Raw genomic sequence first — 21,743 nt, forward strand, 5'->3', positions numbered from 1 at the left:
TGTGGCAATTGCCAGATGAGCATGCGTTTCTGTTAATGCCGGGCAGAAAGTATCACATCCCGGCCGTCTGCGTGTATCCCTTCACTCTTCGGTTCCGGCCAGCATGTTGTGGGGCAGCAGGTCGCCCTCGGCGCCGCCTTCGAGGCTGCGCAGGAAACGCGCGCATTCCTCGGGCAGGCCGGCCTTGAGGGTGACTGTCTCGCCGCTTTCCGGATGGCGAAAACTGATGCGCCAGGCATGCAGGAACATGCGCTTGAAGGCCACGCGATTGCCATCGGCCTTCTGCAGCGACTTGTTCAAAGTGAAATCGCCGTACTTGTCATCGCCCACGATGGGGAAACCGCTGGAAGACAGGTGCACCCGGATCTGATGGGTGCGGCCGGTTTTCAGTTCAGCTTCCAGCAGGGCAAATTCGCCGAAGCGGCGCAAGAGCGAAAAGATGGTGTGCGAAGGCTGGCCATCGGCCTGCACGCGCACGCGGCGCTCGCCGTCCGGGGTGCTGTACTTGAAGAGCGGCAATTTCACGTGCTGGCGGGCATTCTTCCAGTCGCCCTGCACCAGGGTGAAATACCGCTTGTCGGTGGTGCCTTCGCGCATCTGGTCGTGCAGGTTGGTCAGGGCCGAACGCTTCTTGGCGATCAGCAGCACGCCCGAGGTATCGCGGTCCAGGCGGTGCACCAGCTCCAGGAACTTGGCCTGCGGCCGCGCCGCACGCAGCTGTTCGATCACGCCATAACTCACGCCCGAGCCGCCGTGCACGGCGACGCCGGCCGGCTTGTCGATGACCAGCATGTGGCTGTCTTCCAGCAGGATGCGGAATTCCGCGCCGGGGACCACCTGTTCTTGTTTCTCGGCAACTCGTATTGGCGGCACGCGCACCACGTCCCCTTCGGCCAGTCGATAGGTCTGGTCGATGCGGCCCTTGTTGACGCGCACCTCGCCCGAACGCAGGACACGGTAGATATGGCTCTTGGGAACACCCTTGCAGATACGCAGCAGGAAATTGTCAATCCGCTGCCCGGCTTCTTCGTCGGAAATGGTCAGCAACTGCACCTGGGGAAGGTTCTGCGAGGCGGCTTCGCTCCGGGAGGCAGGCGCGGTTGCGGCGCTTTCAGAAGCCCCCCTAGAAAATCTCGCTAAGTCCTTCATTTTGAATATATAATCGTTCGACGCTGAACAAAAAATCAGCGTCAGTAGAATAAAAAGGAACATTCTACACAAGAGGAGACTTCGTCAGCCTCGCTCATTTGCAAAATAGACGGAGGGGGCCCCGAAAACCACGACGCGCGGCATCGCAGACGCAATAAAAGCGCTGCAACGGTTGACAATACAGCCGATCATGCCGCTTGCCTGGTCCACGTAAAGGCCTCGAAACGAGTACGCACCTTCCCTGCGCGATTCCAGTTTGCACCGCAGTTGCAATCGGACAGCGCGCCTGGAAGTGGAACAGAATTGTTTGGATCATCAGGATAAAAGTCTGGCAAGACTCGCATCCGGTGTTCCGGTTCAGGTCCGCAGCGCACAGCCCCCGGCAAAGCAGTATCTTGCAGCGCATCCGGCGGCAGGCTCATCCGCCCGCCCCTCATGCAGCGCATTGCCCGGGCCATGCCGCAGTCCTGGCCGAAGCATCGCGAAGCTTGCCGGTTGATGCAACAGAACCCGATCGCCGTCGCCAACCCATCACCATGTTACGTTTGGCTCCACAGACCAGCTTACCGTCCGCAGTTGCCTGCGCGACCGCCTATGGCGGAGCGCGCGGCGCGGATACGGTGCTGCCCGGCGTTCCCGTCTGCCGCATCCGCGCCCCCTTGTGCTGGAGCGCCCGCTAAGGCGCACTCACACAATCAAGGCAATTCCCTCCCCAATCACTTCGTTCTCGCGTACATCCCCTGTACTTTTGGCCCGCTACCACATACGGACGGGCCATTTGAAGGATCTTCGGATCCCGGAGTGAAAACATGAAACGTATGTTGTTCAACGCCACGCAGCAGGAAGAACTGCGCGTAGCGATCGTTGACGGTCAGAAACTGATCGACATCGACATCGAAACCACCGGACGCGAGCAGCGCAAGTCCAACATCTACAAGGGCGTCATCACCCGCATCGAGCCCTCGCTGGAAGCCTGCTTCGTCAACTACGGCGAAGAACGCCACGGCTTCCTGCCCTTCAAGGAAGTGGCCCGCACCTATTTCAAGGAAGGCATTGACGTCCGCAACGCCAGCATCAAGGAAGCGCTGCGCGAAGGCCAGGAAATCATCGTCCAGGTCGAGAAGGAAGAACGCGGCAACAAGGGCGCGGCCCTGACCTCGTTCATCTCCCTGGCCGGCCGCTACCTGGTGCTCATGCCCAACAATCCGCGCGGTGGCGGCGTGTCGCGCCGTGTCGAAGGCGAAGACCGCCAGGAACTGCGCGAAACCATGGACAAGCTGGACCTGCCCAACGGCATGTCCGTCATCGCCCGCACCGCCGGCATCGGCCGCAACGTCGATGAACTGCAGTGGGACCTGAACTACCTGATGCAACTCTGGCGCGCCATCGAAGGCGCCGGCCAGTCCGGCTCGGGCGCCTTCCTGATCTACCAGGAATCGTCACTGGTCATCCGCGCCATCCGCGACTACTTCCAGCCCGACATCGGCGAAATCCTGATCGATACCGACGACATCCACGACCAGGCCCAGCAGTTCATGGCCCACGTGATGCCGGACATGGTTCACCGCGTCAAGCGCTACCGCGACGACGTGCCGCTGTTCTCGCGCTTCCAGATCGAACACCAGATCGAGACCGCCTACTCGCGTACGGTCCCGCTGCCTTCCGGCGGCGCCATCGTCATCGACCACACCGAAGCCCTGGTGTCGGTGGACGTGAACTCGGCGCGCGCCACCCGTGGCAGCGACATCGAGACCACCGCCTTCAACACCAACCTCGAAGCCGCCGATGAAGTGGCCCGCCAGTTGCGCCTGCGCGACCTGGGCGGCCTGATCGTGATCGACTTCATCGACATGGAGAACTCCAAGAACCAGCGCGAAGTGGAAGGCCGTCTGAAGGACGCCCTGCACCACGACCGCGCCCGCGTTCAGATGGGCAAGATCTCCCGCTTCGGCCTGATGGAACTGTCGCGCCAGCGCCTGCGTCCGTCGCTCTCCGAAGGCAGCCACGTGACCTGCCCGCGTTGCAACGGCACCGGCCACATCCGCGATACCGAATCCTCCGCCCTGCAGGTGCTGCGCATCATCCAGGAAGAGGCGATGAAGGAAAATTCAGCCGCCATCCACGTGCAAGCGCCGGTGGACGTGGCCGCCTTCCTGCTCAATGAAAAACGGGGCGAAATCCTGAAGATCGAGACGCGCCATCGCGTCACCGTCATCATGATCCCCAACAAGCACCTGGAAACCCCGCACTACAAGATGGAACGGATCAAGCACGACGATCCGCGCCTGGACGATGCCCAAGCCAGCTACACCATGGCCGAGCAAGCCGATACCGACATCGGCTACAGCAAGCGCCAGAAGGAAGAAGAACGTCCGCGCCAGGAAGCCGTGGTCAAGGGCATCACCCCCGACCAGCCGGCCCCGATCGTCGAACGCAAGGCACCGGAACCGGTGGCTGCCCCCGTGCCGCCGCCGACCCTGGCGCCGGAATCGGGTCTGCTGGGCAAGATCTTCGCCTTCTTCCGCAAGAAGCCGGTTGCTCCGGTGGAAGTGCCGGCCCCGGTCGAAGCCAAGGCGCCGGCCAAGCGCGAAGGTGATCGCAATGGCCGTGGCGGCGACCGCAATGGCCGCAACCGCAACCGTGGTGAACGCGGTGAGCGTGGCGATCGCGCCGAACGTGGCGAGCGCAATGCAGAGCAGCGTGCACCCCGCGGCCCGGCCGCCGTCGAACTGAAGACCGGCGATGCTGCGGAAGCCAAGCAGGCTCGCCCGCCTCGTGGTCCGCGCGAACCCAAGGAAGGTCGCGAACCGCGTGAAGGCCGTGAGGTGCGCGAGGGCCGTGAGCCGCGCGAAGCCCGCGAAGGCCAGGAACCGAAGGAAGCCCGCCGCAACGAGCCGCGTGAAGCCCGTGAGCCCCGCGAACCGCGCGAAGGCCGCGAGCCGCGCGAGGGTCGTGAAGGCCGTGAACCGCGCCAGCCGCGTGAACCGCGCGCCCCGCGTGGTGAACGCAAGGACCCCAAGGCCGAGGAAGGCCTGCCGCTGGAAGCCGCTCTGGCTGCCGGTGCAGCCACCGCAGGCGTAGCGGTTGCTGCTGGTGCCGTGGCCCTGTCCAATGACGAGCAAGCCGCCAAGGTGGAAGCTGCTCAAGTCGAAGGTGCCGAAGGCGCAGATGGCGTCGACGGTGCGGAAGCTGCCGAAGGCGGCACCGAGCCGCGTCGTCGTCGTCGCCGTGGTGGCCGCAACCGTCATCGTCGCGAACGTGATGAAAACGGTAACGTGATCGACAACGGCGAAGGTGAAGGATCGGAGCAATCCGAAGCCGCCGAAGGCGTCGACACCGTAGTCGTGGCCAGCGCCGCCGCTGCCGGCGTGAACGTCGAGACCGCTGCTGCCGAGACTTCGGCGGCTCCGGTGGAAGTGGCCCAAGCCGCTGTGGCGCAAGCTTCGTTCGCCGCCTCCCCGGTCCCGGAACAAGCCCCGGCTGAAGCTGCCGTGCACGTGGAAAGCGGTGTGAACTCGGTGGAAGCCGTCGCCGCTGCCGCTGCCGAAGCGACCCAGGCCGTGTTCTCGAACCAGCCGGCCATCGAACCGGCGGCCCCGTCGATCGATGCCAGCTTCGCCCCGACCCCGGCCTTCGAGTCGGTGCAGGCCCCCGTTGCTGCTCCGGCCGCATCGGAAGCCCCGGTCGAGGTGGTGCACGCTGCGCCCGCAGCCCCGGCCGTGCCGCAACAGATCAGCCTGCTGGACGCCGTCGAAGCCAGCCCGGCACCGGTAGCCGTCGAACCGGCTCCGGTGGTGGCTGAAGCCGCACCGGCTTCCCCTGCTGCCCCTGCCCCCGCAGTGGCGGCCAGCACCGGCAACGCTGCCCGTTCGGAGTCGCTGGAGCAGATGCTGTCGCAAGCCGGCCTGACCCTGGCCACCACGGACCCGGTCAAGCTGCGCGCGGCCCAGGAAGCCGCTGCTGCCTTCGTCCCGGCACCGCACGTGCCGCGCGAGCGCAAACCGCTGCCGCCGCAGTCGACCGAACCGCTGGTGCAGGTCGAAACCCGCCGTTAAGTAGGGTTCCGGCCACCCTGCCGCAGGGTGGTCCGGACGCTGTCAATATCGGCAATGAACAAGGGAGCTTCGGCTCCCTTTTTCATGTCTATCGGTTTCCAGATGAAGCCTTTGCCTTCACCGCCCATCGGCAAACGACCTCCTATTTGGTGACAGTTGCCCGCTCGCAGTCACGATACAGTCGCGGCAGCTTACGATGGCGCTGCAAGCCAGATGCCAGCAGGCCCGCGCGGCGGGCGGCGGCAGGCGCGAGATGCAGTTGCACGCATACACTATATGCATGATTGTGCATCTGCGCGGCGGCCTCAGGCGTGCTATCGTTACACACCTTTTATCGTCAGATCGTATGAACAAGCGCGTCATCCCCATCGTCGATGTCCGGCAAGCCCCGATCGCCACTGCGGCCGGCTTGCTGACGCCGGTTGCGGTCGAGCCGACCGGCTGGCTGGGCGACAGCCTGGGGCGTCCGCTGCATGACCTGCGCATTTCGGTGACTGACCGCTGCAATTTCCGCTGTGTCTATTGCATGCCCAAGGATGTCTTCGACAAGCAATACCAGTTCCTCCCGCACTCGGACCTGCTGACCTTCGAGGAGCTGACCCGCGTGGCAGCCCAGTTCGTGGCGCATGGCGTGCGCAAGATCCGCCTGACCGGCGGCGAGCCGCTGCTGCGCAAGAACATCGAAACCCTGATCGGCATGCTGTCCGCCCTGCGCACCCCGGAGGGCGAAGAAATCGACCTGACCCTCACCACCAACGGCACGCTGCTGAAGCAAAAGGCCCAGGCGCTCAAGGCCGCCGGACTCAGGCGCGTGACGGTGTCGCTCGATTCGCTGGATGACGAGAGCTTCCGCCGCATGAACGACGTCGATTTCCCGGTGGCGCGCGTGCTGGAAGGGATCGAAGCGGCGCACGCCGCCGGACTGGGCCCGATCAAGATCAACATGGTGGTCAAGAAGGGCGTCAACGACGACCAGATCCTGCCCATGGCGCGCTACTTCAAGGGCAGCCCGGCCATCCTGCGCTTCATCGAATACATGGACGTGGGCTCTTCCAACGGCTGGCGCATGGACGAAGTGCTGCCCTCGCGCGAAGTGGTCCGCCGCATCGCCGCCGAGATGCCATTGGAAGTGGCCGACCCCAACTACACCGGCGAGACCGCCGAGCGCTGGCGCTATGTGGATGGCAGCGGCGAGATCGGCGTGATCTCCAGCGTGACCCAGGCCTTCTGCCAGGACTGTTCACGCGCGCGCCTCTCCACCGAAGGCAAGGTCTACACCTGTCTGTTCGCCAGCGAAGGCCACGACCTGCGCAGCCTGGTGCGCAATGGCAGCAGCGATGCCGAGATTGCCGGTGCCATCGCCGCCCTCTGGGGCCAGCGCGGCGACCGTTATTCCGAGCTGCGCAGCGCCATGCAGGCGACTCCGGCGCGCAAGGTCGAGATGTCCTACATCGGCGGCTGATCCGGCACGCCTGCCCTGCTCTTTGCTCTTCCGCACCATGTCTTCCCCCGCCACCGCCGCCAGTCACATCACCGGCCTGGTCCTCTCCGGTGGCCGTGGCACGCGCATGGGCGGCGTGGAGAAGGGCCTGCAAGTCCTGTATGCCAAGCCGCTGGTGCAGCACGTGCTGGAACGCCTGGCCCCGCAGGTCGGTACGCTGGCGATCAACGCCAACCGCTCCCAGCTGGAGTACGCCCGTTTCGGCTATCCGGTCTGGCATGACCTGCAGGGGGATTTCCCCGGCCCGCTGGCGGGTCTGCAATGCGGCCTGGCCCATTGCCACACGCCGCTGCTGGCCACCGCCCCGTGCGACTCGCCGCTGATCCCCTATGACCTGGTAGCGCACCTGTACGATGCCCTCACCGCCAGCGGTGCACAGGCCGCCATCGCGGTCACCGAGGGCGTGCACGGGCGCCAGCGGCATCCTGTATGCTCGCTGCTGCAGACCAGCACGCGCGCCTCGCTGGACGCCTTCCTGGCGGCGGGCGAACGCAAGATGGACCACTGGTTTGCCAGCCTTGATTGCGTCGAAGTGGATTTCCCTGACGAGCGCGCCTTCAGCAACATCAACACCGGGCTGGATTTGCAACAGCTCGAAGCAGAACAATGACCGAGACCCACACCGCCACACTCCACGACATCGTCAGCTGCATCAGCGGCTATGACCCCAACGCCATGACGGTGGCACGCGCGCAAGCCGTGATCCAGGAATTCATCACGCCCATCGAGGCCGTCGAAAAGCTGGCCATCCGCAGCGCCCTCTCGCGCGTGCTGGCGTGCGACATCATCTCCCGCATCGACGTCCCGGCGCACGACAACTCCGCCATGGATGGCTATGCCCTGCGCGGCGAGGATGTGGCCGAGGGCCGGCAAGTGCGCCTGCAGATCATCGGTGCGGTGCACGCGGGTGAACAATTCGCCGGCAGCGTCGGCCCTGGCCAGTGCGTGCGCATCATGACCGGCGCACCCATGCCCGAGGGCTGCGACACCGTGATCCCGCAAGAACTGACCACCGACGCCGACGCGCACGGCGTGACCCTGCCTGCCGGCCGCGTGCGTCCCGGCGACAATCGCCGCCTGCGTGGCGAAGACCTGGCCCTGGGCAGCGTGGCCCTGCCGCGCGGCCGCGTGTTGCGGCCCTCCGACATCGGCCTGCTGGCCTCGCTGGGCATTGCCGAAGTACCGGTGCAGCGCCGTCTGCGTGTGGCCTTCTTCTCCACCGGCGACGAATTGCGTTCGGTCGGCGAGCCGCTCGATGCCGGCTGCGTCTATGACTCCAATCGCTACACCCTGCACGGCATGCTCACGCGCCTCGGTTGCGAAGTGCTGGACATGGGCGTGGTACCGGACGATCCGGCCGCCCTGGAAGCGGCGTTCCGCAGTGCCTGCGAAGAGGCCGATGCGGTCATCACCTCGGGAGGCGTGTCGGTCGGTGCGGCCGATTACACCAAGCAGATCATGGCCAGCCTGGGCGAGATGACGTTCTGGAAGATCGCCATGCGCCCCGGCCGCCCGCTGGCCTTCGGCCGCATCCGCTCGCGCGGACGGGAGGCTTATCTGTTCGGTTTGCCGGGCAATCCGGTGGCGGTGCAGGTGAGTTTTTCCTTCTTCGTGCGCGATGCGCTGCTGCGCCTGGCCGGAGCCGAAGCCAGGCCGCTGCCGCGCCTGCGGGTGAAGACGGCCACCGCCATTCGCAAGAAGGCCGGCCGCACCGAATACCAGCGCGGCATACTGGCTCCGGACGAGAACGGTCACTGGCAAGTGCGGCTGACCGGCATGCAGGGTTCGGGCATCCTGCGCTCGATGTCGGACGCCAACTGCATCATTGAACTGGAACACGAACGCGGCGAGGTGGCCGCTGGTGAAGAGGTGACGGTGGTGCTGTTCGACGGCTTGGTATGACGGCTTTCAGGCGCAGATGAAGAAAAAGGGACGGCAAGCCGTCCCTTCTGTTTTCCAGCCGCTTGAGCCACCTCTGCAGGTGAAGGAAGAAGCAAATCAGACGCCCTCGGCATCCTCGCCCAAATCCAGCTCCCCGGTCCCCAGCAGCTTCTGCGCATTCTCCACCGGCAGTGCCTCCACCGACTTGAGCTTGCGCGTCATCTGGCGGGTGCGGGTCTCGGCCTGGTCGATGTTCTTGGCCGCCCGCTCCAGCGCCGTCTTGGTGGCGGCCAGCACTTCGCCGAACTTGCCGAACTCGGTCTTGACCGCGCCCAGCACCTGCCACACCTCCGACGAACGCTTTTCCAGTGCCAGCGTACGGAAGCCCATCTGCAGGCTGTTGAGCAGCGCCGACAAGGTCGACGGCCCCGCAATGGTGACCCGGCAGGTGCGCTGCAATTCATCCGACAAGCCGGGCCGGCGCATCACTTCCGCATACAGTCCTTCGGTGGGCAGGAAGAGGATGGCGAAGTCGGTCGTCAACGGCGGCGACAGGTATTTCTCCGCAATCGTCTTGGCCTCGCCGCGCACTGCCCGCTCCAGCTCGCGGCCGGCCGTCGCCACACCGTCGGCATCGGCGCGCTCGGCGGCATCGACCAGGCGTTCGTACTGTTCCTTGGGGAATTTGGCGTCGATGGGCATCCAGACCTGGCCCGCGTCTTCCTTCGCACCCGGCAGCCGGATGGCGAATTCCACCCGCTCGCCGCTGGCCGGGACGGTCTCCACGTTCTTGGCGTACTGGTCGGGGGTGAGCATCTGCTCCAGCAGGATTTCCAGCTGCACTTCGCCCCAGGTGCCGCGCGTCTTGACGTTGGTCAGCACGCGCTTCAAGTCGCCCACGCCGGTGGCCAGCTGCTGCATTTCGCCCAGGCCCTGGTGGACCTTGTCCAGCCGGTCCGAGACCAGCTTGAAGGATTCACCGAGCCGCTGCTCCAGCGTGGCATGCAGTTTTTCGTCCACGGTCTTGCGCATCTCTTCCAGCTTTTGCGCATTGTCGTTCTGCAGGTCCTTGATCTTGGCTTCCAGCGTGGCGCGCACTTCGGCCATGCGTTGGGCGTTGGATTCGGTCAGCGCCGACAATTGCTGATTCAGCGTATCGCCGAAGCGCTTGAGCGAAACCGCCTGCTCTTCGCGGTTCACCTGGGCCTGCAGCGTGATGGACTGACGCATGCTTTCCAGTTGCTGGGTATTGCTTTCGTTGAGCTTGACCAGTTGCTGCGCGAAGCCATCGATCTGCTGGTTCTGCAAACCCGCCACGCTCGTCAGCTGCGTGGCCAGCGTCTGCTGCAGATGGGCAAAGTTCGCGCCCAGTTCCTGGCGCGTGCTCTGGGCACTGGCCTGCACCTGGCTGCGCAGCTCGCGCTCGATGCGCTCGCCGGTCTCCTGCTGATGGCGTTGCAGGTCCTGCTTGACCTGCAGCAGCGCGTCTTCGATCACCAGCGCAGTGTCGTCCTCCTGCCGCTGGCTACCGCGCAGCAGGATCAACACTTGCAGCACGACGCCGACCACGACCAGGCCGGTAAGGATCATTTCAAAAAGGGACATGGGACCAATCCAATGCGTGTTACTCGGGCTTGTTGCGCATCCAGTCGGCGGTCTGGTAGAGCGCCGCCAGCAGGCGCTTCATCAGGTCTTCCGGCAGGCCGACGTCCTGCATGGCCCAGGTCATGCAGCGCAGCCACTGGTCGCGCTCGGAGATGCCGATGGGGAAAGGCAGATGGCGCGCCCGCAGGCGCGGATGGCCGAATTTTTCCATGTACAGGCTGGGACCGCCGGTCCAGCCGGAGAGGAACATGTAAGTCTTCTCGCGCGAACCGTCCAGCGAAGGCGGATGCAGCGCGCGAATGCCGACGAACTCCGGCTCCAGGTCCATCAGGTCATAGAAACGGTCGACCATCTCGCGCAGCTTCTCTGCGCCGCCAATGAGTTCGAACGTGGTCGGTTGGTTGGGATCTTCGATTTGCATAAGACCGCCATGATACCGCAGCCGGCCGCCCGCGTCGGGCCGGTCCGGCTGCCAATGCCAGCCTTGCTTGATCTGTATCGGATCAGGCCTCGCGCAAGGTCTGCAGCGGCGGACGGCGCAGCACGTGGCGCAATCCGGCCCAGCCGCCCAAGGCCGAGCAAGCCGCGCCCAGCCCCATGCCCGCCACCCACACCAGCGGGCTGAAACTCCAGTCGAAATTGAAGACGTAATGCGCCAGCGCCCAGCCGATGCCGACCGCCCCGCTGGCCGCCAGCAACCCGGCCAGCGAACCCACCAGCAGCACCTCGATGCGCTGGGCGCGGGAGAGCTCTTGGCGAGTCGCACCAAGGGCACGCAACAGGCCAGCTTCCCGTACACGTTCATCCTGGGACCCTGCCAGTGCAGCGTACAGTACCAGTACACCTGAACACAAAGTGAACAGGAACAGGAACTCTACAGCTGCAATCACTTGACCGACCACTTCCTGAATCTGTGCCAGTACACTTCCTATGTCCACAACGGTCAGATTGGGGAAGTCACGCGCCAGCGTGTTGCCCAAAGCCTCCTGCTGCGGCGTCAGGTGTACCGCCGTGATCCAGCTTTGCGGCGTATCGCGCATGAGCGTCGGGTTGAGGATGACGAAGAAATTCACCCGCAGTGATCCCCACTCCAGCTTGCGCATGCTGGTTACGGGGGCTTCCACCAGTTGGCCGGCGATGTCGAATTGCAGCTTGTCCCCCAGCTTGATGCCCAGGGTCTGCGCCAGCCCGCGTTCCACCGAGGCTTCCGGGTGGCTGTCGTCGTACCAGCGGCCGCCCACGATGCCATTGCCGGGCGGGATGTCGCGCATGGTCGAGAGATTGAATTCGCGGTCCACCAGGCGCTTGGCGCGGTCTTCCTGATAGTCCGAGGGATTGACCGCGCGCCCGTTGATCTGCACCAGCCGCCCGCGAATCATCGGATACAGCGCCGCATCCTGCACCCCGCCCTGGCGCAGCGCCTGCTGCACGGCCTCACGCTGGTCCGGCTGGATGTTGATGATGAAGCGGTTGGGGGCATCAGCCGGCGTAGCCTGCTGCCATGCGCCCACCAAGTCGCCGCGGATCACGGTCAGCAGCAGCAGCGCCATCAGCCCCAGGCCCAAAGCCACCACCTGCATCACGGCCGCCGCCGGACGGCGTTGCAGGCCATCGATGGCGAAGCGCCAGCTCTGGCGATCCACCAGCCCGCGCAGCGAACGCAGCGCACGCAGGCACAGCCAGGCCACCAGCGCGAAGAGACCGAAGCCGCCGAGGAAACCGGCAATGGTCAGCAGCCCCAGCTTGAGATCGCCCGCCTGCCACAGCAGCAAGCCGGAAAACACCAGCGTGCCCAGCACATAGGTCCCGACCGTCAGCGCCTGCGGTGCGCCCTGGTCGCGCCGGATCACGCGGTTGTGCGGCACGTTGCGCAATTGCAGGATGGGCGGCAAGGCAAACCCGACCAGCAGCAGCAGGCCGGTGGCCACGCCCTGCAGCGCCGGTGCCCAGCCCGGTGGCGGCAAGGCGGTCGGCAGGAAGTTGCCCAACCATTGCAGCAACGCGAAGTGGGCGGCAAAGCCGACCAGCATGCCGATGAAGCTGGCTGCCAGCCCGATGAGAATGAATTCGGTGAGATAGAGCGAGGTCACCTGCGCCTGCGTCATGCCGAAACAGCGCAGCATCGCGCAGGCATCCAGATGGCGCAGCATGAAGCGGCGCGCCGCCATGGCCACGGCGAGCGCGGCCAGCATGGCCGACAGCAGCCCGACCAGCGACAGGAATTGCTCGGCGCGGTCCAGCGTGGCGCGCATTTCCGGGCGGCCGTTTTCCAGCGATTCGAGGCGCACGCCGCGCAGCCTGTCGGCCTCGATCTGGCGTTCGATCTGCTGCTGGTAGCGCTGCACGGCCTCGGGCGGTCCGGCGATCAGCAGGCGGTAGGTCACGCGCGACCCGACCTGCACCAGGTGCGTGGCGGCCAGGTCGGCCTCATTGAGCATCACGCGCGGCGCGAAATTGACGAAGGCGCTGCCGCGATCCGGTTCGATCGCGATGACGGCGGCGATCTTCAGCGCCAGATCACCCAGCCTGAGGGTATCGCCGACCTTCACGCCGAGCTGGGACAGGATCTGCGGATCGACCCAGATGGTCCCCGGCTGCGGAATCCCGTCGGCAGGCCGGTCGCGGCCATCGCTGCCCTGCAGACGCAACTGGCCGCGCAAGGGATAGCCCGCCGTGACGGCCTTGATGGATGAGAGTACCGAGCGGGCCGCATCCCCCTCCCCGGCTTGCGCCATGCTGGGGAAAACCTGGGTCTGCGCCTGCTGCAAGCCTTGCGTGGCGGCCTGCTGCAGCCATTGCGGTGACAGTGGCTGATCGGCCGCCACCAGCAGATCGGCCCCCAGCAACTGGTGCGCATCGCGCGTCATGCCGGCGCGCATGCGGTCGACGAAGAAACCGACCGAGGACAGTGCCGCCACCGCCACGATCAAGGCGATCAGCAGGAAACGAAGTTCACCGGTGCGCCAGTCGCGCAGGGTCATGCGCAATGCTTGTTGGAACATGCAGGGCCAGTCGTCAAGGAATCAGGGTTCAGGAAAATGCAAGAAAGCGTCAGCGCAGCCACACCGCCACCACGCCCACCGCCAGCAGCACGCAGAAAGCGCCCAGCATGCGCAGGCGGCGGCGCATGGCATCCATGGTGGCGACCAGTTGCGCATTCTGCTCGGCCAGGGTGTTGATCAACTGACTGGCTTCGAGCTGCTCGGCTTCCAGCTGGACGATACGCTGGGCCAGCTGGCCGACGTCGCCGGTGACCGGCGCGGGCGGCGCGGCATCGACTGCGGTCTTGGCCTTGCGGGTGCGCGACCACAGGTCACGCGCGCCCTTGACGATGCCGGGGGTGGCCTGGACCACGTCGCCCCAGGGAATCAGTTTGATGGCGGACAGCCAGCTCAATCCCATCTGCGCTACTCCTGAAAAAGATTTGGATAAGGTAAATCAGATACGGCTTGTTGCAATTTCGTTGCAGAAACGGGCGAACCGGCCTGCTCTGTCTTCTTCTAAGACAGGCAAAATGTCATTTTATCCCGACAAGCTGCAAGCCTTCCCAAGGTCGCCAGAATGACCTTGCCCACCGGAAGCATTGCAGCCTCGTCCCCTGAGAAACCGGAGTCCAGTCCCATGAAAGCCCCCTTGTCCCTGCTGGCAGCCACCCTGCTGCTGTGTGCCGGCAGTGCCTTCGCTGCCGATTGCACCAAGGCCGCCACCCAGGCCGAGATGAATGCCTGCGCCTCGCAGACCCTGACCCAGAACGATGCCGATCTCAACGCCACCTACATGGCCTATCGCGACAAGCTCAACAAGGCGCAACAGAACCAGTTGCGCGAAGTGCAGCTGGCCTGGCTGAAGTATCGCGACCTGTCCTGCCGCTTTGAGAGCTCGGCCAGCGCCGGCGGGTCTGCAGCTTCACTTGCGCTGCAGACCTGCCTGGCCGACAAGACCCGCCAGCGTGCGGACGAACTGAAGAATCTGGCAGGCTGCCAGGAAGGCGATCTCAACTGCGTGCGCTAGTCAGAACATTATCTTTCATGCTGTAATGCTCGCGTCTGAAGAATCAGACGCGATCAGACCCACGAATCCACCTTGCCCCAGGGAGTCTCTCATGAAAAAAATGCTCTTCGCCATGACCTCGTTCGCACTGGCCGCCCCGCTGCTGCTGGGTTCCCCCGCCATGGCGCAGAATGCGCAGCAGGACAAGATGAAGCAATGCAACGCCGACGCCGCCGGCAAGAAAGGCGATGAACGCAAGGCCTTCATGTCCTCCTGCCTGAAGAAGGAACAGCCCAAGCCGGCCACCCAGCAGGACAAGATGAAGCAATGTAACGCCGATGCCGCCGGCAAGAAGGGCGATGAGCGCAAAGCCTTCATGTCGTCCTGCCTGAAGAAGGACAAGTAATTTTCCTTCACGTCCCCGCCAACCCGGCCGGGACGCCCAACAAAAAACCCGCAAGCTGCCTTGCGGGTTTTTTGTTTTCTGCGCGGTGCTGCAATCAGTGCTGCGTGCGCTTGAAGAAGAACAGCCCGGCCCCCACCAGCATCAGCACGCCACCGAAGAAACGGTTCTGCGCCTTGATCGCCTTCTGGCTGCGGAAGAAGCGTTGCAGGCGGCTGGCCGCAAAGGCGTAGCCGTGCATCACCACTAGGTCCACCGCCACCATGGTCACGGCCAGCACCAGCAGCTGCAGCCACAGCGGCCGTTCGTGATCGATGAATTGCGGCAGCACTGCCACCATGAAGACGATGCCCTTGGGGTTGGTGGCATTGGTGAGGAAGCCCGTCATGCAACGCTGCCACCAGTGCTGGCCACGCTGCGCGCGTGCCACGGCATTGGCGTTGTCGAGGGCTTCGCCTTCCTGCTCCGAGGGCACGCGGGCGCGCCACTGCGAGAAGCCCAGGTAGATCAGGTACAGGGCACCGGCGATCTTGACCACATTGAAGGCGGTTTCGGAGGCCACCAGCAGCGAACCCACACCGGCACCAGCGATGATGAGAACCACCACCAGCGCGATTTCCAGGCCAAGGATGGTGGCCGTGGTACGGCGCAGGCCGTAATTGAGGCCGTGGCTCATGGAGAGCACCGCGCCCGATCCGGGCGAGATGGCGATGACACAGGCGGCGAGGAAAAATGCAAACCAAGTTTGATAGGCCATGAGAAAACTCGATGAGGCAACAGGAAAGAAGAAACGGCAAGACCACCGGCAAGGCACGCAGTGCAGCGGCGAAGCCCGGAAACAGCGCTGAAACAAGGCTGCACCAACGTGTTGACCATTATAAGCAAAGCAGCAACGAATGCTTACAAATACACGATGAATTGAAACACTTTCACGTCGTCTTTCACGTCGGCGGCTCGTTATAGGAAGCAAGGCGACACGACATGATGAAGCGATTACGCAAAATCAAGCGCCGAGCGTAACAACCACTTTCTAAAGGAAATTGCCATGAAAACCAAATCCGTCATCGTCGCTTCCCTGCTGACCGCACTGGCCCTGCCGGTGTTCGCACAGACCGGCAGCGCTGCGCCGGCCGCGCCAGCAGCAGCCACGGCCAAGGCGGAAGCCGGCAAGACCGACACCGCGGCCAAGGCCAAGACCACCCATCACGCCAAGCACAAGAAGTCCGAAAAGTCGGAGAAGAAGGCTGACGCCAAGAGCGAAGCCAAGACCGATACCAAGGCAGATGCCAAGGCCGCTACCGATACAGCGACCAAGACCAAGTAAGACCGTACCGGGCCAGTCCCGGTACAGATAGCAGATACAAAGCAGTAACGTAGCAGACACGCAGCACACACCGTACGCACCGTACTACTGACGCAAACAGACACTTGTCTCTGAAAGGACATCACCATGAATACCAAGACCATCATCGTTGCCTCCCTGCTGTCGGCCCTGACCCTGCCGGTGTTCGCCCAGACCGGTGCAGCCGCCGCTCCTGCCGCCCCGGCTGCCACCACCGCCGCCCCGGCCAAGGCGGAAGCCGCCAAGACCGAGACCGCACCGAAGGCCAAGGCCACGCATCACGCCAAGCACAAGAAGTCCGAAAAATCGGAGAAGAAGGCCGATACCAAGACTGAAGCCAAGGCTGAAAAGAAGGATGTCGGCACTGCGGACACCAAGACGGCCGCCACCGACACCGCTGCCAAGACCAAGTAATCCAGGCAAGACCGTACCGGGCCAGCGCCCGGTACACGTAGCAAACACATAGCAGACACACAGCACACACCGTGCACACAGTACTACTGACACTGACCAGACACTAGTCGTTGAAAGGACATCACCATGAAGACCAAGACCATCATCGTTGCTTCCCTGCTGTCGGCCCTGACCCTGCCGGTGTTCGCCCAGACCGGCGCCGCTGCCGCCCCGGCTGCTCCGGCCAAGGCGGAAGCCGCCAAGACCGAGACCGCGCCGAAGGCCAAGGCGGAACATCACGCCAAGCACAAGAAGTCGGAAAAGAAGGCGGAAGGCAAGAGCGAGAAGAAGGCCGCTGCCGGTACTGAAGCCAAGCCGGCCGCTGACGCCGCCGCCAAGTAAGGCGTCCGCAAGGAGCAGCACCCCGGGCATCGGATCCGTCTGAAGCCCGGACATGTCAGGGATGACAGGGATATCGCCCCCCGCACCGTCAGGTCCGGGGGCGATATTTTTTATATCATTTAAATGGTTTGCTTAGCTTCGGCTGTCCACTCACGCCGACACGCCCGATGCAGATCAATCCTGCTGCCACCGCAGGGCAATGCGCTCTCCCGCCTGTGCAAAATGCGCACAGTCCATGCCCACGCCTGCCGCAAACAACAGATCGTCCCCTGCCCACACCAGCGGCAGATAAGGCCGCTCCCACGCAGGGACATCGGCGCTCTGGTACTGCTGCTTGAGGCTGCGCGCCGGACGATTCTGCGCCAGCTTGATGCGCTCTCCCCCGCTGCGCCCGCACACCAGCAGCGATTGCGCACGCAGCCACGCGGCATCGAAGCCCGGCCGCGCATCGCCAGCGGGAATGGGCTCGAACTTCAGGGTGCCGTGGAAGACCGGCACATGGACCTGCGCCTGCCCGCTCCAGCGCAGCGACAGTGACGCGCCCTCATCGGGCAGGCGACGGCGCGGCGCCAGGAAGACGCGCTCGCGGTAACGATGGACTTCGCCGTCAGGGTGAGAGACGCACAGCTGCGCTTCCACATCGGCCTCCAGCAGTTGGGTGCGCATCTCCTGCATCCACGCCGATGACGGCATGCGCATGCCGCGCAGTCCGAACCAGTGACGCATCAGGTTCAGGAAGCGCTGTTCGCTCAGGGCACGCAGCGCAGGCATGCGCAGGTGATCGCCTTCACCGCATTGCGCCAGATCCTGTTCGGCCACTTCGTGCAGCAATTCCTGCGCACCCTGCGCATGCCCGGCCGCACGCGCCAGACGCTGCTGGTAGCCGGGGAAGACCTGGCCCAATGCCGGCATCACCTGATGGCGCAAAGCGTTGCGCGTGTAGCGCGGATCGCTGTTGGATTCGTCCTCGATCCAGGCGAGCGACCAGGCGCGTGCGCCCTCTTCCAGCTGCGCACGCGGAATGGCCAGGAAAGGCCGTGCGATCAGCGTGTCCGCATCGCCCAGCAAACCAGGCGCGGCATTGCATTGATCCATGCCGGACAGGCCCGCCAGCCCGCTGCCGCGCAGCAGTTGCAGCAGCACCGTTTCGGCCTGGTCGTCGAGATGATGGGCCGTCAGCAGCAGGCGCGCACCATGTGCCCGGCACAGCCGCCCCAGCGCGGCATACCGCGCCAGCCGTGCCGCTTCTTCCACACCGCTGTCGGCCACCCGTTCCAGTTGCACGCGCTCGTGCGCGCAGGTGATGCCGCGCTGCGCACATGCCTGCTCGGCATGCGCCAGCCAGGCATCCGCATTGGGCGAGAGTCCATGATGCACATGCAGGGCCACCACGCGCCCGCCGCTTTCACGCTGCCACTGCGCGGCCGCTTCCAGCAGCACCGTGGAATCGAGTCCACCGCTGAAGGCCACGGCCAGCGTGTCCTGCGCGGGATCGAAAGCGGTCACGGCCAGCGTGGCGTGCAATGCCTGCAGCAGCTTGCCGGTGGACTTGCCGGAGGAAGGAGAAGAAGAATGATCGGACATGGGAAACCGGCACCAGAAAAGACAAACGCCAGCGAAGCAATCGCTGGCGTCCGGGAAGAAGAAAATGCGAACCGAAAATTATTCGGCCGAATTCAGTTCCTTGAACTTGCCATAAGCCATCAGCTTTTCGTGACGCGCAGCCAGCAGGTCCTTGGTCTTCATGCCCTGGAACTGGCGCAGCGAATCCGACAGTGCGCGCTTGAGCAAACCGGCCATCTGCTTGGGGTCGCGATGAGCGCCGCCCAGCGGTTCGTTGACGATCTTGTCGATCAGGCCGATGGCCTTGAGGCGATGAGCGGTCAGGCCCAGCGCTTCAGCAGCATCAGCGGCACGGTCGGCAGTCTTCCACAGGATGGAAGCGCAGCCTTCCGGCGAAATCACCGAGTAGGTCGCATATTGCAGCATCAGCACCGAGTCGCCCACGGCGATCGCCAGCGCGCCGCCGGAACCGCCTTCACCGATGATGGTGGCGATCAGCGGCACCTTCAGTTCGGCCATCACGTACAGGTTGTGGCCGATGGCTTCGGACTGGCCGCGCTCTTCGGCATCGATGCCGGGGAATGCGCCCGGGGTATCGACAAAGGTAAAAATCGGCAAACCAAACTTCTCGGCCACCTTCATCAGGCGCATCGCCTTGCGATAGCCTTCCGGCTTGGGCATGCCGAAGTTGCGCATGGCGCGTTCCTTGGTGTCGCGCCCCTTCTGGTGGCCGATCACCATGCACGCCTGGCCGTTGAAACGGGCCAGGCCGCCGACGATGGACTGGTCGTCCGCGAAGGTGCGGTCGCCATGCAGTTCGTGGAAATCGGTGAAGATCTCGCGCACGTAGTCCATGGTGTAGGGACGCTGCGGATGGCGCGCAATCTGCGAGACCTGCCAGGGCGTGAGCTTGGCGTAGATGTCCTTGGTCAGCTGCTGGCTCTTCTTGACCAGGCGCTCGATCTCTTCGGAGATGTCGACGGCCGAGTCATCCTGTACAAAACGCAACTCTTCAATCTTGGCATCCAGCTCGGCGATGGCCTGCTCGAAGCCCAGAAAAGTCGTTGTCGATTTACTCATTGTGTTCCTTTTTCAACAAGTCCGATGATGTGGCGAGAATCGCTGACAATGCCGGCCCGGTGCGGGTTGCGGCGCGATGATCCCCGGTTGCATCGGTTTGCCTTCAAATCTTGGGAGGTGCGGAGTATACACCAGCACGGCCCCGGCGCAGCAGCGCCGGGCGCACCCTCTTCCTCTTGGATCAATAATCGGACGGCAGCGGATCCAGGCTGCGCCACAGGTACCAGGTCGCCACGGTGCGCCACGGTTCCCAATTCGCGGCGACTTCCCGCGCATCACTGCGCGAGACGGGCTCGCCCGAGAAATAGCTGATGCTGATGCCCTTGAGCAATCCCAGGTCATCCAGCGGCAGCACGTTCGGGCGCAGCAGATTAAATATCAAAAACATCTCGGCTGTCCAGCGGCCAATTCCGCGGATCTGGATCATCTCCGCAATGACGGCTTCGTCTTCCATCTCCGCCCATTTGTCGGGATGTACCGTCTTGGCCTTGAAGTGGGCCGCCAGATCGAGGATGTATTCGGCCTTGCGCTTGGACAGGCCGCACGCCGCCAGCCCTTCCGGACCGGTGCGCATCACCTGGCCCGGCGTGCAGCGCGGACAGGCTTCCAGGAAGCGCTGCCAGACCGCATTGGCGGCCTTGGTCGAGATTTGCTGGCCAATCACCGAACGCGCCAGCGTGGTGAAGGCGTCGCCGCGCACGGTCAGTTGCAGATCCCCGAACTGCGGAATGATCTTGCGCATGATGCGGTCGCGCTTCATCAGCTCGGCCTTGGCCTCTTCCCAGTAGGCCGGCACGATCAGGCTGGGATCGGCCTCGCTGGCTTTTCGGTTGGTATTCAAATCAAGCTCTCCGCCACTCGGTCAGGCCGCCCGGTTTGTCTTCCAGAATGATGCCGGCCGCGGTCAGCTCGGCACGGACCCGGTCGGCTTCGGCGAAGTTCTTGCCTGCCTTGGCCGCCTTGCGTGCTTCAATCAGGGCTTCGATCTCGGCTTCGCCCAGACCGTCTGCTGCTGCCACGCCGCCCTTGAGGTACTCCGCCGGCTCGCGCTGCAGCAGGCCGAGGATGCCGGCCAGCGCCTTCAACTGGCGCGCCTGCGCCGGCGAACGGTCACGGTTGACCTCATTGGCCAGTTCGAACAGCACCGAGATCGCGACCGGCGTGTTGAAGTCATCGTTCAGGGCCTCTGTGAACCTTTGTGCATGCCCTTCATCGGCCACCAGAGCGCCGGCTTCCGGCGGCACATCCTTCAAGGCCGTGTACAGGCGGGTGAGCGCCTGCCGGGCATCGTCCAGATGGGCATCCGAGTAGTTCAGCGGGCTGCGGTAGTGGGCGCGCAAGATGAAGAAACGCAACACTTCCGGGTCGTACTTCTTGAGCACGTCGCGAATCGTAAAGAAGTTGCCCAGAGACTTGGACATCTTCTCGTTGTCGATGCGCACGAAACCGTTGTGCATCCAGTAATTCACGAAGGTGTGCTGGTGCGCGCCTTCGGACTGGGCGATTTCATTTTCATGGTGCGGGAACTGAAGATCCTGGCCACCGCCGTGGATATCGAAATGGTCGCCCAGCAGGTCGCTGGACATGGCCGAGCACTCGATGTGCCAGCCCGGACGGCCACAACCCCAGGGCGAGTCCCACTTGGCTTCGTCCGGCTCGCTGGGCTTGGCCGCCTTCCAGAGCACGAAGTCCAGCGGATCGCGCTTGCCGGTGTTCACATCCACCCGTTCGCCGGCGCGCAGGTCGTCCAGCGACTTGCCGGAGAGCTTGCCGTAGCCGGGGAAATCGCGCACGGAGTAATTGACGTCACCATCGCTGGCCTTGTAGGCCAGGCCGTGCTTTTCCAGCTTGCCGATCAGGTCCAGCATCTTCGGCACGTACTTGGTCGCACGCGGTTCATGATCGGGACGCTGCACGCCCAGGGCGGCGGCATCCTCGTTCATGGCATCGATGAAGCGATTGGTCAGCTGGGCGATGGTCTCGCCGTTCTCGGCGGCGCGATGGATGATCTTGTCATCGATGTCGGTGATGTTGCGCACATAGGTCACGGCGTAGCCGGAGGCGCGCAGCCAGCGCTGCACCATGTCGAACACCACCAGCACGCGCGCATGGCCGATATGGCAATAGTCATACACGGTCATGCCGCACACGTACAAGCGCACCTTGCCGGGTTCGATCGGGGTAAAGGTCTGCTTGTCACGCGCCAGCGTGTTGTAAATCTTGAGCTCGCTCATGGGATGGGAATTCTGGGGTTGGCGTTGCCGCTGTGGGCGACGGGTTCATGCACTACCTGGGGCCGGCACCGTGAACAAGCGTGGCGCTGGCAGGCCCCTGCCGGGTTTCATTGTTCTAGCAGCAGTTGCAACATGAACGGGTCAC

At 64.1% G+C, this 21,743-nt stretch carries 19 protein-coding genes; 9 read left to right on the forward strand and 10 right to left on the reverse strand.

Annotation, left to right across the window (positions count from 1 at the left end):
- Positions 1 to 81: 81 nt before the first annotated feature.
- Positions 82 to 1,149 carry a 23S rRNA pseudouridine(955/2504/2580) synthase RluC gene (rluC, locus tag MKD49_RS10705; protein ID WP_088754288.1) on the reverse strand — a complete coding sequence of 356 codons (1,068 nt, stop codon included), beginning with the start codon at positions 1,147 to 1,149 and terminating at the stop codon, positions 82 to 84.
- An 809-nt stretch (positions 1,150 to 1,958) separates the two neighbouring features.
- Here rluC and MKD49_RS10710 point away from each other — a divergent pair.
- The 4 genes from MKD49_RS10710 to glp all read left to right on the forward strand — a co-directional run bounded on the left by MKD49_RS10710 (position 1,959) and on the right by glp (position 8,607).
- Positions 1,959 to 5,204, forward strand: a complete 3,246-nt coding sequence (locus MKD49_RS10710) for an Rne/Rng family ribonuclease (protein ID WP_252696247.1) — start codon at positions 1,959 to 1,961, stop codon at positions 5,202 to 5,204.
- A 346-nt stretch (positions 5,205 to 5,550) separates the two neighbouring features.
- Positions 5,551 to 6,666: a GTP 3',8-cyclase MoaA gene (gene moaA / locus MKD49_RS10715; protein ID WP_252696248.1), complete on the forward strand. Its 1,116-nt coding sequence runs from the start codon at positions 5,551 to 5,553 to the stop codon at positions 6,664 to 6,666.
- A gap of 37 nt (positions 6,667 to 6,703) precedes the next feature.
- Complete coding sequence (gene mobA / locus MKD49_RS10720; RefSeq protein ID WP_252696249.1) at positions 6,704 to 7,315, forward strand: molybdenum cofactor guanylyltransferase MobA; 612 nt, start codon at positions 6,704 to 6,706, stop codon at positions 7,313 to 7,315.
- The gene (glp, locus tag MKD49_RS10725) at positions 7,312 to 8,607 is read left to right on the forward strand and encodes a gephyrin-like molybdotransferase Glp (protein ID WP_252696250.1); all 1,296 of its coding nucleotides are present in this window, start codon (positions 7,312 to 7,314) and stop codon (positions 8,605 to 8,607) included. The genes mobA and glp overlap by 4 nt, the downstream gene beginning before the upstream one ends.
- 96 nt (positions 8,608 to 8,703) lie before the next feature.
- Here glp and rmuC read toward each other — a convergent pair whose 3' ends face one another.
- The 4 genes from rmuC to MKD49_RS10745 form a co-directional block, all read right to left on the reverse strand.
- Positions 8,704 to 10,191, reverse strand: a complete 1,488-nt coding sequence (gene rmuC, locus MKD49_RS10730) for a DNA recombination protein RmuC (RefSeq protein WP_199725014.1) — start codon at positions 10,189 to 10,191, stop codon at positions 8,704 to 8,706.
- Between the two features lie 19 nt (positions 10,192 to 10,210).
- Positions 10,211 to 10,612, reverse strand: coding sequence for a group II truncated hemoglobin (locus tag MKD49_RS10735; RefSeq protein ID WP_252696251.1), 402 nt, complete (start codon positions 10,610 to 10,612; stop codon positions 10,211 to 10,213).
- An 82-nt stretch (positions 10,613 to 10,694) separates the two neighbouring features.
- Positions 10,695 to 13,193 (reverse strand): ABC transporter permease, encoded by a 2,499-nt coding sequence (locus MKD49_RS10740; protein WP_252696252.1) that lies wholly within the window; start codon positions 13,191 to 13,193, stop codon positions 10,695 to 10,697.
- Positions 13,194 to 13,242: 49 nt separating this feature from the next.
- Complete coding sequence (locus tag MKD49_RS10745) at positions 13,243 to 13,593, reverse strand: hypothetical protein (protein ID WP_121039432.1); 351 nt, start codon at positions 13,591 to 13,593, stop codon at positions 13,243 to 13,245.
- A 219-nt stretch (positions 13,594 to 13,812) separates the two neighbouring features.
- Here MKD49_RS10745 and MKD49_RS10750 point away from each other — a divergent pair, with 219 nt between their 5' ends.
- On the forward strand, positions 13,813 to 14,202 hold the full coding sequence (locus MKD49_RS10750; protein ID WP_252696253.1) for a lysozyme inhibitor LprI family protein: 390 nt from the start codon (positions 13,813 to 13,815) through the stop codon (positions 14,200 to 14,202).
- A gap of 91 nt (positions 14,203 to 14,293) precedes the next feature.
- Positions 14,294 to 14,587 (forward strand): PsiF family protein, encoded by a 294-nt coding sequence (locus MKD49_RS10755; RefSeq protein ID WP_083859824.1) that lies wholly within the window; start codon positions 14,294 to 14,296, stop codon positions 14,585 to 14,587.
- A 94-nt stretch (positions 14,588 to 14,681) separates the two neighbouring features.
- Here the strand turns inward: MKD49_RS10755 and MKD49_RS10760 are convergent, their stop codons facing one another.
- Positions 14,682 to 15,341, reverse strand: a complete 660-nt coding sequence (locus MKD49_RS10760; RefSeq protein ID WP_034339732.1) for a LysE family transporter — start codon at positions 15,339 to 15,341, stop codon at positions 14,682 to 14,684.
- A 288-nt stretch (positions 15,342 to 15,629) separates the two neighbouring features.
- Here MKD49_RS10760 and MKD49_RS10765 point away from each other — a divergent pair, with 288 nt between their 5' ends.
- The 3 genes from MKD49_RS10765 to MKD49_RS10775 all read left to right on the forward strand — a co-directional run bounded on the left by MKD49_RS10765 (position 15,630) and on the right by MKD49_RS10775 (position 16,721).
- On the forward strand, positions 15,630 to 15,908 hold the full coding sequence (locus tag MKD49_RS10765; RefSeq protein WP_252696254.1) for a hypothetical protein: 279 nt from the start codon (positions 15,630 to 15,632) through the stop codon (positions 15,906 to 15,908).
- 126 nt (positions 15,909 to 16,034) lie between these two features.
- On the forward strand, positions 16,035 to 16,340 hold the full coding sequence (locus MKD49_RS10770; RefSeq protein WP_252696255.1) for a hypothetical protein: 306 nt from the start codon (positions 16,035 to 16,037) through the stop codon (positions 16,338 to 16,340).
- A gap of 126 nt (positions 16,341 to 16,466) precedes the next feature.
- Complete coding sequence (locus MKD49_RS10775) at positions 16,467 to 16,721, forward strand: hypothetical protein (RefSeq protein ID WP_134135161.1); 255 nt, start codon at positions 16,467 to 16,469, stop codon at positions 16,719 to 16,721.
- 174 nt (positions 16,722 to 16,895) lie between these two features.
- Here MKD49_RS10775 and tilS read toward each other — a convergent pair whose 3' ends face one another.
- From tilS to cysS, 4 genes are all read right to left on the reverse strand, one after another.
- Positions 16,896 to 18,305 carry a tRNA lysidine(34) synthetase TilS gene (tilS, locus tag MKD49_RS10780; RefSeq protein WP_252696256.1) on the reverse strand — a complete coding sequence of 470 codons (1,410 nt, stop codon included), beginning with the start codon at positions 18,303 to 18,305 and terminating at the stop codon, positions 16,896 to 16,898.
- Positions 18,306 to 18,383: 78 nt separating this feature from the next.
- On the reverse strand, positions 18,384 to 19,364 hold the full coding sequence (locus MKD49_RS10785; RefSeq protein ID WP_008327848.1) for an acetyl-CoA carboxylase carboxyltransferase subunit alpha: 981 nt from the start codon (positions 19,362 to 19,364) through the stop codon (positions 18,384 to 18,386).
- Positions 19,365 to 19,545: 181 nt separating this feature from the next.
- Complete coding sequence (locus tag MKD49_RS10790; protein ID WP_034335513.1) at positions 19,546 to 20,205, reverse strand: DNA-3-methyladenine glycosylase; 660 nt, start codon at positions 20,203 to 20,205, stop codon at positions 19,546 to 19,548.
- A gap of 1 nt (position 20,206) precedes the next feature.
- The gene (gene cysS, locus MKD49_RS10795; protein WP_252696257.1) at positions 20,207 to 21,598 is read right to left on the reverse strand and encodes a cysteine--tRNA ligase; all 1,392 of its coding nucleotides are present in this window, start codon (positions 21,596 to 21,598) and stop codon (positions 20,207 to 20,209) included.
- Positions 21,599 to 21,743 lie beyond the last annotated feature (145 nt).

The organism is Herbaspirillum sp. WGmk3 (assembly GCF_023952535.1).
Classification (GTDB): domain Bacteria; phylum Pseudomonadota; class Gammaproteobacteria; order Burkholderiales; family Burkholderiaceae_D; genus Herbaspirillum; species Herbaspirillum huttiense.